The sequence below is a fragment of the Halorarum sp. SLYT50 genome (genome assembly GCF_059821265.1).
In genome coordinates this window covers 1202816-1215165 of sequence record NZ_CM187555.1, presented here as the reverse complement: position 1 = coordinate 1215165, position 12350 = coordinate 1202816, and the positions used below count along the sequence as shown (strand labels likewise).

The following is a 12350-nucleotide window of genomic DNA, read 5'->3' as shown; positions in this document are numbered from 1 at the left end:
GGGGCCGTGACGTTCCCGTTCCCGGGCGCACGCGACGGCCGCGACGGAACGGCGGCGGCCGACTACGCGCTGGTCGGCGCGCCGCTCGACGCCTCCACGACGTTCCAGCCGGGGGCGCGGTTCGGTCCCGACCGCGTCCGGCGGTTCGCGGCGACGTTCGACGACTACGACCGCCGGACGGACGCTTACTTCTCCGAGGCGGCGGTCCGCGACGCCGGCGACGTGCGCGCGTGGGACGTGACCGAGGCGTACCTCGACCACCTGACCGCGGAACTCCGCGCGGCCGTCATCGACGACGCGGTCCCGCTCCTGGTCGGCGGCGAGCACACCGTCTCGTGGGCCGGCGTGCGCGCGACCGAACCGGACGTCGTCGTGGTGCTCGACGCCCACCTCGACCTGCGCGACGCGTACGACGGCAACTCGTTGAGTCACGCCTGCGTGACCCGCCGGGCGCTCGACGGGTTCGGGGACGGCGAAGACGGCGCGTACCCGACCGTCGAGGAGGCCGTGGTCGTCGGCGCCCGGACGGGGTCGCGCGAGGAGTGGGAGCGCGCCGACCGCGCCGACGTGACCGTCGTCCCGCCCGAGGACGCCGCCGACTGGGACCCCGACTTCGACGGACGGGACGTCTACCTCTCGGTCGACGTCGACGGCGCCGACCCCGGGTTCGCGCCCGGCACGGGGACGATGGAGCCGTTCGGCCTCCACCCGCGCGAGATGCGCGACGCCGTCCGGGCGGTCGCCCCACACTGCGTCGGCTTCGACGCCGTGGAGGTGAACGACCGCGACGACGGGCAGGCGGCGGCGCTCGCGGGCAAACTCCTCCGCGAGTTCGTGTTCTCGCACGCCGCGTCCGGCGGCCCGGGCGACGGTTCGCCGCGCGATTCCACCGAGTAATCGCCGTCCGAGTCGCAGGCTACAAGCCCCGCGCGCCCGCACCGCCGCCGATGAAGCTCTCCGAGTTCGTCTCCCGACTCGACGCCGAACTGGACACGGACGCCTACGCCGACCTCGACGCGAGCGCGAACGGCCTGCAGGTCGGCCCCGACGAGGGGACGGTCGAGCACGTCGCGCTCGCGGTGGACGCGGTGCGCGCCACCGTCGAGGCGGCCGTCGACGCCGAGGCGGACGTGCTGCTCACTCACCACGGCGTCGTCTGGGGCGGGCTGGACCGGCTCACGGGCCGCGCGTACGACCGACTCGCCCCGCTCGTCGCGGCCGACACCGCGCTGTACGTCTCGCATCTCCCGCTCGACGGCCACCAGGAACTGGGGAACGCCGCGGGAGTCGCGGACGTACTCGGACTGACCGACCGCGAACCGTTCGGCGCGCTCGGTCCCGAGTACGTCGGACAGCGCGGCGTCGCGCCGGACCCGTTCACGAGCGACGACCTCGCGGCGGTGCTGACGGCCGAACTCGACCACGCCGGCGAGGGGGTGCAGGTGCTCGACTTCGGCCCCGAGTCTATCCGCGACGTCGCCGTCGTCACCGGGAGCGGGAGCGACTGGCTCGACGAGGCCGCCGACGCGGACGTCGACGCGCTCGTGACCGGCGAGCCGAAGGGGAAGCTGTACCACGAGGCGCGCGAGGCGGGCGTCTCGGTGTTCCTCGCGGGCCACTACGCGACCGAGACGTTCGGCGTCCGCAGCCTCGGTACGCTGCTGTCGGAGTGGGGCCTCGAGAAGACGTTCATCGACCACCCCACCGGGCTCTGAGCGGACCGGCGGCGGCCGCGGAGCGACCGACGCGCCCCCGGCTCCGAGAGGGGCAACTTCCGTACTCGAGCGGACTATCGACGGCTAGCGGAGAGAAACGGGGAACGGAGCGAGGCTGGGACCCGCCCGGGCGGTGCCCTGCTCACGTCTCGCGGTCACCGGCCGCCGGTCACGGCGGCGCGGTCGGTTCGTCGGCTGGCGAGTAGTCGACTGGTAGCCGGACTACCCGGTGAGACCCTCGTCTCGTACGTGCTGTCGAAGCTCCGCGGCTGAATCGAACCCCCTGCCACAGGTGTGACAGAAGTAGCGGTCTGACCCGGTCAGGCTCATGAGATGGGGTAGCATAGGGCCGAACGACTCTTCAATATGCGGGCTCGCGCAATTCTTCACCGGAGACCGAATACTCGCCGAGCCTCGAGAGCGAACCCACGGGACTGAACGGGGGTGCCTCCGGCGCGGTAAGCCGCAGCGCCACGATTTCTCCCGTGGCTCGACTCGCCGACGGAGTCGCGCACCCGATAAACCCTTTTGTCCCTCCGTCCACCCGTCACACCCGTGAGTACCGAGTACCCCGTCGCCGTGCAGACCGTCGTGTTCAAGCACCACTCGCTGGAGGAACTCCTCCCCGAACTCGACGAGACCGGCATCGACACCGTCGAACTCCTCGACTCGCACCTCTCGCCGGACGACGGCGAGGAGGCCATCGCCGCGGCCGAACGCGCGCTCGAGGCGGCGGGCGTCACCGTCTGCGGCTACGGCGTCGTGGACCTCGAGGACCCCGCCGAGGTTCGCGCGCACGCCGCGTTCGCGGACCGCTTCGGCGCGGGGTACCTCGGGGTCAACTACCCCCCCGGCCGCGACGACATCACCGAGGCCCTCGTCGAGGCGGCGGAGGAGTTCGACGTCGACGTGGGCATCCACAACTACTCGTCCGTCCACCACGACGACCTCTCGACGGTGTTCTCCTCCATCGCGGACGTGCGCGACGTGCTGGAACGGTACGACCACCCCCGCCTCGGTCTCTGTATCGACACCGGACACTTCCTCGTCGCCGACGTCGACCCGGAGGAGGTGATTCGCGAACTCGGCGACCGTATCGTCGCCGTCCACCTGAAGGACACCTCCGAGGCGGAGATAGAGGACCTGCCCGGTGCGGGCAGCCTCGACCTGCCCCGCCTCGTCGCCCTCCTGGACGAGCACGCGGACCTGACCGCGCCGCTCGTTATCGAGTACGAACTCCCCGAGGACCGCGCGACCGAGGCGCTCCGCGAGGCCGAGGCGAACGTCCGCGCGGCGACGGAGTAGGGGGAGAGCGGAGCGCGAGACGAGACGAGAGAAGACGGAGAGGAACTGATTTCAGCCGGTGCGCGCTACTCGACGGTGGCCGATGACGAGCACACCGGGCCGAGGCGGGGTGGCACCCGACCGACGACGAGCCCTATGAGTGCCGAGGCCGTACCATCTCCCGTTACGCGGAAGCTACTTCAGGTGACGGGTAGCTCTCTGCTGTATGGCAGACGGTGGCATCCGCGTCTCCGGCGAGCACCCGTGGTACTGGGAGTACGACGGCGACCCGGTGCTCCTGGTCGGTGGGACGAACACGGACAACCTCTTCCAGTGGACCGGCGACCGCCTCCGAGACCACCTCGACGACCTCGTGGCGGCGGGCGGCAACTACGTCCGCAACACGCTCTCGGACCGCGGGGGTAACGACGTCCACGCATTCGCCGAGGTGAACGACGGGCTGTACGACCTCGACCGGTGGAACGGGGCGTACTGGGAGCGCCTCGACGCGTTCCTCGACGAGACCGAGAGACGCGACGTCGTGGTCCAACTCACCCTCTGGGACCAGCACGACCTCTCGACCGACCACCCGTGGTACCACGAGAACAACGTCAACTACGGCCGCTACGACTCCGGGATGGCGAGTCCGAGCGACCTGTACGGGGCGGTCGAGCGCAACGAGGCGGTCTACCCCTACCTCGAACGGTTCGTCGACCGCGTCCTGGAAGCGACGCTGGCGTACGACCACGTCCTCTACAACGTCGGAAACGAGTGTACGGCCGGCGAGGCGTGGGAGCGCCACTGGGCGGAGTACGTCCACGACGCCGCCGAACGAGTCGGCGAGGAGGTGGCGGTGACCAGCATGCACATGTGGCCTGGTCGGTCCGTCGCGACCGCCCTCCGCTACCCCGAGACGCTCTCGTACGTCGAGGTGTCGCAGGCCAACCAACGCTCAAAGGGGTACGCCGGGCAGGCCCACTGGGACCACCTGCGGTCGTGGCGCGAGGAGGTCGCCGACGCCGTCGGTCCCCGGCCGTTCAACAACGTGAAGGTGTACGGCGGGGCGGCGGCCGACGACGCGTACGGCCCGCCGGCCGACGCCGTCGCGCGCTTCTGGCGGAACGTCCTCGCCGGCTCTGCGTCGGTCCGCTTCCACCGCCCGGTCGGCGCCGACGGCCGCTACGGCATCGGTCTCACCGACCGCGCCAAGCCCCACATCCGGTCGGCGCGGCTCCTGACCGACGACGTCGACCTCTTCGACCTGACGCCCGCGACCGACCTGCTGAGCGACCGTGCGCCGGACGAGGCGTACTGCGCCGCCGACCCGGGCCGGGCGTACGTCGTCTACTTCCGCGACGGCGGGACCGTCGACGTCGACCTCTCGGCCGCGGACGGGTCGCTCACGGCCCGCTGGCTGGACGCCGATACGGCGGCGTGGGCCGACCAGTCGTCCGTCCGGGGGGAGAACGGCACTCCCTGTCGGCGCCGGGCGCGGGGAACTGGCTCGCCGTCGTCCGAGCGTAAACGTCGACGGGCGGCGCCCGCGGAGCGACGGACGTTTTGTACGCTCACGCTACCGGGACGGGTCTCTCCTCACTGCAGGCCGTGCCGCTCCCCCTCGGCGTCGCGTTCGCCGCGGTCGGTCTCGTCCTCCTCGGACTCGCGGCCCGGGACGTCCGGGCCGCGCTCCGCTTACCGGGGACGCCGTCCGATTCCAGTCGATACCCTGTCCGACGACTCCGGCGTGGTGAGCGCTCCGCCGGGCAGCCGTCTCGGCGGTACTGGGGCCGTTCGTCCTCGTCGTCGGGGCGTTCGTGCTCCTGCCATCACTGGACTCCCCGAGTGGTTCGCGTCCGGCGGAACGTCCGGACGGAACGCGTCGCGGCTGGAGCGACCCGCCGCGGCCGACGGGAGCGAGCGTCCGCGCGCCTCCAGACGAGAGCGGTGTGGGGCTCGCCGCACCGGACAGATTGACAAGCGGCCGGCCAAACACCCGTCCCGATGACGACCGTTCTCAACGGCGTTCTCGGCGGGCTGGCGAGTGCGCTCCTCGCCGCGACCGCCGTTCGGCTGCTCGCTCCGGGGTCGTCGGCGGCGGCAGCGGTGGTGGCCGGCGTCACGGGTGAGCGCGGCGACCCGTCGCGGCTCGCGACCCTCGTCGCGCGGCTTCTGTACGGGAGTACCGCGGGGGGCTGTCTCGTCGCACTCGACCTGTTCGTCGTCGGACTGCTCGGCGTCCCTCCCACCCTCGGCGAGGCCCTGGGTGCCGCCCTCGGCTGGAGCCTCGTCCTGCTCGTCGGAGTGACAGCCGCCTGGCGCGCCCTCCCGGTGTCGCCTCCACTCCGTCCGTACCTTCGGGGGATTCTCGTGTTCCACCTCGTCTACGGCTTCGCGCTCGGGTTCTGGATTCGCACGACCTGGCTGACGTGACCCGACCGGCCCGGTCGTGAGACGGGTCGTCGGGCGTCGTAGAACCGCCCTCGCCCCGTCTCCCGGTCGGGGGCCCCTCGGCTTGAGAGTGCCGGCACGCGGGCTTTGGTTCGAGCGGGCGTTCGTCCGGGGTGGACACGCTCTCGCACGACCAGACGTCCCTCTCCGGCCGGAGCGTCGTCACGGGGGCCACAGCGGTCCTCCTCTCGTGTGCGCTGGTCGCCCCGGGTCTCGTCGTCCCGGCGTACGGTCGGGCGGTCTCGTTCCTCCTCCTCGCCGTCTGCGTCGGAGCGGCCGTTCGCTTCACCGCCGCGACGGTCGCCGCGGCCCCTCGCCGGGACCCGCCCGCCCGGGCGTCGGAGCCGTTACCCACGGTCAGCCTCGTCGTCACGGCGTTCGACGAGGCGGACGTACTCCCCGCGACGCTCGACGCCTGTACCGACGTCGACTACCCCGACGACCGGTTACAGGTGGTCGTCGGATACGAGGCGGCGTCGACCGACGGGACGGGGTTGGTTGCCGAGGCCCACGCCGACGCCGACCCGCGCGTCACGGCGGTCGAGCGTCCCGGGCCGCCGGGAGGGAAGGCGAGCGCGACGAACCACGCGCTGACCGCCGCCACGGGAGATATCGTGGGCGTACTCGACGCCGACCAGCGCCTCGAACCCGACGCGGTGGCGCGTGCGGCCCGCTGGCTGCGCGACGAGTCGGTCGACTGCGTCAAGGGTCGGTGTCTGGGGACGAACCCCCACGACTCGCTCGTCGCCCTGTGTGCGACCGCCGAACGGGGACTCGTCGAGCGAACCGAGTTCGTCGCCCGGGACCGACTCGGCGGGTTCGGTATCTTCACCGGCGGCCAGGCGTTCTTCCGGGCCGGAGCGCTCGAAGCGGCCGGGGGGTTCGACGAGTCGGTGCTCCTGGAGGACCTGGAGATGGCGTACCGCCTCCAGCGCGACGGCGGCGCCGTCCGGGTCGACCCCGGTATCGTCACCCGGGAGACAAACCCGGCGCGCGTCTCCGCCTGGTGGAACCAGCGCAAGCGGTGGGCGCGCGGGGGCATGCAGGTCGCCCGCCGCTACCTCGGGAGGGACCTGCTGTCCGGCCCCCCGTCCCCCGTCGCGCGCTCGGACTTCGCGGTGACGCTCGGGTCGCTCCTCGCCATTCCGCTCCTGGTCCTCGCGGCACCGGCCGCGGTACTCTCCCGGGGGACGGGGGTGGCGCTCGGCCCGTTCGCCGGCTTGCTCTGGGGGGCGTGTTCCTCACCCCGTTCGCGGCCTGGTACGGCACCGTCGCTCTCGACGCACGGGACGGGTACCGACACCGCCGCCGGGAGTACGCGGCTCCCCTGTTCCTGTGGCCCTACGTGGCTGTCCAGGTCTGGGCGGTCGTCGCCGCCTTCCTCGATGAGTTCGTCCTCCGACGACCGACGCGCTACGTGACGAGCTAGACCGTCGGACGAGCGGTCAGCCGTCGACGTCCTCGCTCGAATCGAGCCCGAGTGCGCTCGCCACGTCAACGAGACCGTGGCCGAACTGTCTGTCCCAGCCGGAACCCCCGAGGTCCTCGGCGGTGGAGCGGAGACGCGCCCGCGCCGCCCTGTTGCCGGCCACGCCGTCGGCGTGGGTCAACACCTGCGCGGCGGCGCCGCTGACGTGGGGACAGGCCATCGACGTGCCCGACTTCCGCCCGTAGCCGCCGGGGACGGTCGAGTAGATGCCCACGCCCGGTGCGGACATCCCGATCGCCTGCCCCCGGTTGGAGAAACTCGCCAGCGCGTCGGTCCCGTCGGTACGGGTGGCGCTGACGGCCATCACCGACCCGTACCTGGCCGGGTAGCTGACCCGTCCGCCGTCGTTGCCGGCCGCGGCGACCAGCAGTACGCCCCGCGCGTAGGCGTCGGCGCACGCCCACTGGACCGTGTAGGAGAAGCCGCCACCCAGACTGAGGTTCGCGACGTCGATGCCGTTGTTCGCGGCCCAGACGATTCCCCTCGCGATCGCCGCCCACGACCCGGTGCCGGTGCTGTCGAGCACCTTGACCGCGTAGAGCGCCGACCGGGTGCTCGCCCCGACCACGCCTCTCGCGTTGTCGCGCGCGCCGGCGATGCCAGCACAGTGCGTGCCGTGACCGTTGTCGTCGTCCCACCGCCGTCGACAGGTACTCCCGCTCCCCCGACACCGCGTCCCGAACGCGACTCCGCCGGCGACCGACAGGTCGGGGTGGTTCGAGTCGATGCCCGTGTCGACGACGGCGATGCTCGCTCCCGTTCCCGTCCGTTCGTTCTCGTGTGCGACGTCGGCGTCCACTCGGTCGATTCCCCAGGGGAGCGTCTGTGCGACCGCCTCGTACGTGCCGTTGGGTTCGACGTAGGCGACGTCTGACCGCTGATAGAGCGCGTTGAGTTCCCTGACCGAGAAGACGCCCGCGACGGCGTGGCGCCGGTCGGGCCGTTCGAACTCGACGACCCGTCTGACCTGCTCGGCCCGCACTCTGGCCCGGTCTCTCGCCGCCGCCGTCCGTGCGCCGACGACGAACTGTCCGTACTCGTCGGCGCGTCGTCCACAGACGGCCCGGGAGAGGTCCTCGACCGCCAGTTCATGGGTGCCTGGACCGAATGTCCCCGAATCCGCTGCGACGAGTTCCTGCCGCGTTCCGAACGAGAACTCCCCGCCGGGAAGCCGATACACCGCGAGCGAGAACGTTCGCTCGCTCCCCTCAGTCACCCGAAACCGGACCGATGCGGCGTCGCCGCCGACCTCGATGGGGTCGGCGGAGACGCACTCGCGTATCGCGGGATCGAGCGAGTTGAGCCAGGTGTCCCGCTCGATGACCTCGGCGCCGTCGGCGTGGACGTACTGGACGAGGCGGTTCTGCCGGCCGTAGAAGTCGTCCGGGCGCTCCCCGAGCGTCTGGATGGGGTCGCCCGCGACGAAGTCGACTTGGTAGTAGCAGTGGTCGGTCGCGTCGTCCTCGTTCGACTGGGCGGTCCCGACTCCGGTGCCGACTCCGAGTAGCCCCGTCGCCGCACCGGTCCGGAGCGCTGCGCGTCGCGTGAGCTGAGTGTTTCGCGGCACCGTGTACTCCGTTTGCTATCGAACCGACGGTGCAATAAAACCGAGATTCCAGTTGGTTGTACGTTCTCTCTGACTGGTCGCGGCTGTCCGCTCGATTCTTGTCACCTGTTTACTGGGTACGGTGACGACCCGCCGCCGGACCGGCTCGCCACCGGTACGACGGTGCGGGGTAGCGTCACGACCGCGCCGACCGCGACGGCGGCCGGAAGCCGGGTGCCTCCCGACCGGAACGGACCGGACGCGCGGCGGGGCGGTCACCGACCGTCCCGCGGGAGAGTTAACCGGCCGTGGGCCGACCTCCTACCGTGACCCGGAGACTCATCGTCGACACGGACACCGCGGGCGACGACACCCAGGCCGTCCTGCTGGCGGCGCTCGCCGACGCCGTCGAACTGGAGGCGCTCACTATCGTCGCCGGGAACGTCGAGTTCGACTACGAGGTCGAGAACGCGAAGTACACGCTCGAACTGGCGGGCGTCGCCGACGAGGTTCCGGTGTACGAGGGGGCGCGCCGCCCGCTCGTCAAGGAGTTCGACCACGTATCGCACGTCCACGGCGAGGGCGGACTGGGCGGGGACCTCTACCCCGACACGGGCGTCCCCTCGGCCGACGGCCACGCCGTCGACGCCATCGTCGAGGCGGCCCGCGGGTCGCCGGGCGAGGTGAGTCTCGCCTGCATCGGCCCGCTCACGAACGTCGCGCTGGCGCTCCGCCGGGAACCCGACCTGAACGACCTGCTCGACGAGGTGTGGGTGATGGGCGGCGCGGCGAACACGCTCGGCAACGATACTCCCTCCGCGGAGTTCAACTTCTGGGTCGACCCCGACGCCGCGAAGGTGGTCGTACACGAACTCGACGTGACGCTCGTGGACTGGGGACTGACCGTCCGACAGGGGATGCTCGCGGGGGAGGACCTCGACGCGCTGACGGCGGCCGACACCCCCTACGCCGACTTCCTCGCGACCATCACCGAGCACGCCCGCGCGTTCTCCCGGGACCGACTCGGCGTCGACGCCGCCACGTTCCCGGACTCGCTCACGCTCGCGTGTCTGGTGAACCCCGGTCTCGTGACCGAGGCGAACACCTACTTCGTCGACGTGGACGAACGCGAGGGGATGACCCGGGGGTACAGCCTCGTCGACGAACTCGGCATCACCGACGGCGACCCGCGCACGCGCGTCGTCGAGTCGGTCGACGAGGCGGCGTTCGAGCGGATGCTCTCGGACATGGTTCGCCACGGCGACCCCGAGCGGTCGGTGTGAGGCGGCGGTTCCGGTCGCCGGGCGTCGGGACGACGGTGTGTCCACTCGTCGCCGGAATCCGGTAGCACGGCGGTACGAACCCGGCGCTGGCAAGCACGGGCCATACACGAGTATACGGCGTAGGTGTGACGTGACCGCTCCGAACGTCCTTCTCGTGGTGATGGATACGACCCGCCGGAAGACGACGGTGTCCGACGGGGAGTTCGAGTCGCTCCCGAACCTCGCGCGCATCGCCGAGGAGGGGACGCTGTTCGACGAGGCTATCACGACGGCGCCGTGGACGCTGCCGTCGCACGCGGCCATGTTCAGCGGCCAGCGCACCGGCGACCACGGGACCCACGGCGGCACGCAGTACTTCGACCCGGACGTCGCTCCGCTCGCCGACCGACTGCGCGCGAACGGCTACCAGACCGCCGCCGTCTCGAACAACACCTGGGTGACGCCGGAGTTCGGGTTCGGTGCCGGCTTCGACGACTTCTACGTCCGGAGCGAGCCGTTTCCGGCCGGGCGGGACCCGGCGGCCGTCCGCAACGAGTTCCGGGCGGACCCGCTCGAAACCGCGACCGAGTTGCTGACCGGCGGAAACGGACTTGCGACGGCCGGAAACCTCCTCTACGACCGGTTCCTCCGCGACCGGCACGACGACGGCGCGCGGCTCTCGAACTGGCGGATTCGACGGTGGCTGGACGACGAACGCGACCCCGACCGACCGTTCTTCCTGTTCGCCAACTACATCGAACCACATCTCCCGTACGACCCGCCCGAGGAGTACCTCCCACCGGGGTACGACGCCGCGCTCCCCGACCGCGTCGACCAGGACCCGTGGGAGTACCTCGCGGGCGACGTCGACCTCACCGAGACCGACTTCGAAGTGCTCGAAGCGTTGTACCGGGCGGAACTGCGCTACCTCGACGCGAAACTCGGCGACCTGTTCGACCTGCTGGAGGCGGAGGGCGTACTGGACGAGACGGCGATACTCGTCGTCGGCGACCACGGCGAGAACATCGGCGAGCACGGGTTCATGGACCACCAGTTCTGCCTGTACGACACGCTGCTCCGGGTCCCGCTGCTCGTCCGGCCGCCCACGGGGTCGGCGGTCGACACCGTCTCCTCGCCGGTCGAGGTGCGCGACGTCTTCCCGACGATACTCGACCTCGCGGGCGGCGACCCGCCGACCGACCCGACCGTCTCCGACCGGAGCCTCCTCCCCCTCGTCGACGGCCGGTCGGACGGCACGCACCGCGAGTACACCGTCTCCGAGTACGTCGAGCCCCGGCCGACGACCGCGACGCTCGAGGAGCGCTTTCCCGACTCGCCCGTCGACGTCGCCCGGTACGACCGGTCGCTCCGCTGTGTTCGCACCCGGAAGTGGAAGTACATCCAGGCGACCGACGGGCGGGACGAACTGTTCGACATCGAGACGGACCCGGCGGAGGCGACCGACCTCGTCGACGAACGGTCCGACGTGCGGGACCGCCTGCGACGGACGCTCGTGAACGAGCGCGGCGCGCTCGACCCGGCGGACGAACAGCGGTACGACCCGAGCGCGGAGACCGAAGCCCGCCTCGACTCGCTCGGCTACATCTGACCGGCGAGCCGGCACTGGCTCGCGGCCGGAGCGACGGTGCGCGACCGACCGATACGGGGACTACCGGATGGTCCGCGGCACCTGCTCGATGACGTCGGTCGCGACCACGCCGACTCCCTTCTCGGCCGTGGCGAGTTCGCCCGCCTTCCCGACGATCCACGCCCCCAGTTCGGCGGCGTCCGCGCGGTCCAGGTCCTGCGTGAGGAGCGCGGCGACGATTCCGGCCATCGTGTCACCCGTGCCGGCGATGGACAGCGCCGGCGTCCCCGTCTCGTTCGTCGACCGCTCGCCGTCGGCGACGACGACGTCCACGTCGCCCTTCACGACCACCACGGCGTCGGTGTCTGTCGTGAACTCCTCGACCGAGCCGTACTCGTCCTCGATGCGCGTGACCTCGTCGTCGTTCGGCGTGAACACCGTCCCCGACAGGTCGGCCTCCAGCGCGGGGCCGACGGCGTCCGCGTCGACGACCGTCGGCACGTCCGTCGCCGACACCGTTCGCCTGACCGCCGACCCGTCGGCGTCGACGAGTCCCGGACCGACGACGAGCGCGTCGACCCACTCGCCGAGTTCGCGCGCCGGGTCCACCGCCTCGTCGTCGAACCGGCGCCCGGGGTACCGCCCGGCGAGGAGGTTCGGCGAGTGGCTCGCGACGATGGGGTGTATCTCCGCGGAGACGAGCACCTTCGCGAAGTCACTCCCCGCGCGGAGCGCCGCCGTCGCCGCCAGCGTCGGCTGCCCCGGGAACTCGACGCTGCCGCCGATCACCCCGACGCGTCCGCCGGTGTCTCCAGCCGCGTTCGCCGACCGCGGGAGCGTCTGCAGGAGTTGCTTCATCCTCTCCCGGTTCGCCCGTCGGCCGTATAGGTCTGGTTCCCGACCGCACTTCCCCGGCGCGCGCGGCGTTCGGAGTGAGAGTCACCGACGTGCGGACGCCTGCCCCCGCCGACGGGTACGACCCCGGTAACTACCGATATACGGTCCCGTGACGTACCGA

10 protein-coding genes are annotated in these 12350 nt (G+C 71.4%); 8 read left to right on the top strand and 2 right to left on the bottom strand.

The annotated features are described in order from the left end of the window. Window positions 1-6 precede the first annotated feature (6 nt). From AC6RUA_RS06435 to AC6RUA_RS06410, 6 genes are all read left to right on the top strand, one after another. Window positions 7-897 carry an arginase family protein gene (locus AC6RUA_RS06435; protein WP_499815107.1) on the top strand — a complete coding sequence of 297 codons (891 nt, stop codon included), beginning with the start codon at window positions 7-9 and terminating at the stop codon, window positions 895-897. A gap of 50 nt (window positions 898-947) precedes the next feature. Next, window positions 948-1715, top strand: a complete 768-nt coding sequence (locus AC6RUA_RS06430; protein ID WP_499815106.1) for a Nif3-like dinuclear metal center hexameric protein — start codon at window positions 948-950, stop codon at window positions 1713-1715. 555 nt (window positions 1716-2270) lie between these two features. Beyond that, a complete protein-coding gene (locus tag AC6RUA_RS06425) occupies window positions 2271-3020 on the top strand; it encodes a sugar phosphate isomerase/epimerase family protein (protein WP_499815105.1) in 750 nt (249 codons plus the stop codon). Window positions 3021-3225: 205 nt separating this feature from the next. Then, window positions 3226-5004 (top strand): hypothetical protein, encoded by a 1779-nt coding sequence (locus AC6RUA_RS06420; protein WP_499815104.1) that lies wholly within the window; start codon window positions 3226-3228, stop codon window positions 5002-5004. After that, window positions 5001-5429, top strand: a complete 429-nt coding sequence (locus AC6RUA_RS06415; RefSeq protein ID WP_499815103.1) for a hypothetical protein — start codon at window positions 5001-5003, stop codon at window positions 5427-5429. The genes AC6RUA_RS06420 and AC6RUA_RS06415 overlap by 4 nt, the downstream gene beginning before the upstream one ends. A 131-nt stretch (window positions 5430-5560) precedes the next feature. Then, window positions 5561-6868 carry a glycosyltransferase family 2 protein gene (locus tag AC6RUA_RS06410; protein ID WP_499815102.1) on the top strand — a complete coding sequence of 436 codons (1308 nt, stop codon included), beginning with the start codon at window positions 5561-5563 and terminating at the stop codon, window positions 6866-6868. Window positions 6869-6892: 24 nt separating this feature from the next. Here the strand turns inward: AC6RUA_RS06410 and AC6RUA_RS06405 are convergent, their stop codons facing one another. Next, a complete protein-coding gene (locus AC6RUA_RS06405) occupies window positions 6893-8503 on the bottom strand; it encodes a S8 family peptidase (protein WP_499815101.1) in 1611 nt (536 codons plus the stop codon). A gap of 305 nt (window positions 8504-8808) precedes the next feature. Here AC6RUA_RS06405 and AC6RUA_RS06400 point away from each other — a divergent pair, with 305 nt between their 5' ends. Next, a complete protein-coding gene (locus tag AC6RUA_RS06400) occupies window positions 8809-9765 on the top strand; it encodes a nucleoside hydrolase (protein ID WP_499815100.1) in 957 nt (318 codons plus the stop codon). Window positions 9766-9895: 130 nt separating this feature from the next. Further along, complete coding sequence (locus AC6RUA_RS06395; RefSeq protein WP_499815099.1) at window positions 9896-11353, top strand: sulfatase family protein; 1458 nt, start codon at window positions 9896-9898, stop codon at window positions 11351-11353. 60 nt (window positions 11354-11413) lie between these two features. Here AC6RUA_RS06395 and AC6RUA_RS06390 read toward each other — a convergent pair whose 3' ends face one another. Then, on the bottom strand, window positions 11414-12190 hold the full coding sequence (locus AC6RUA_RS06390; protein WP_499815098.1) for an NAD(P)H-hydrate dehydratase: 777 nt from the start codon (window positions 12188-12190) through the stop codon (window positions 11414-11416). Window positions 12191-12350: the final 160 nt, after the last annotated feature.

What these genes read in the sequence shown, in the direction of transcription:
- AC6RUA_RS06430 (WP_499815106.1), top strand. Translation starts at nt 948, where the DNA reads ATGAAGCTCTCCGAGTTCGTCTCCCGACTCGACGCCGAACTGGACACG.
- AC6RUA_RS06420 (WP_499815104.1), top strand. Translation starts at nt 3,226, where the DNA reads ATGGCAGACGGTGGCATCCGCGTCTCCGGCGAGCACCCGTGGTACTGG.
- AC6RUA_RS06415 (WP_499815103.1), top strand. Translation starts at nt 5,001, where the DNA reads ATGACGACCGTTCTCAACGGCGTTCTCGGCGGGCTGGCGAGTGCGCTC.
- AC6RUA_RS06390 (WP_499815098.1), bottom strand. Translation starts at nt 12,190, where the DNA reads ATGAAGCAACTCCTGCAGACGCTCCCGCGGTCGGCGAACGCGGCTGGA.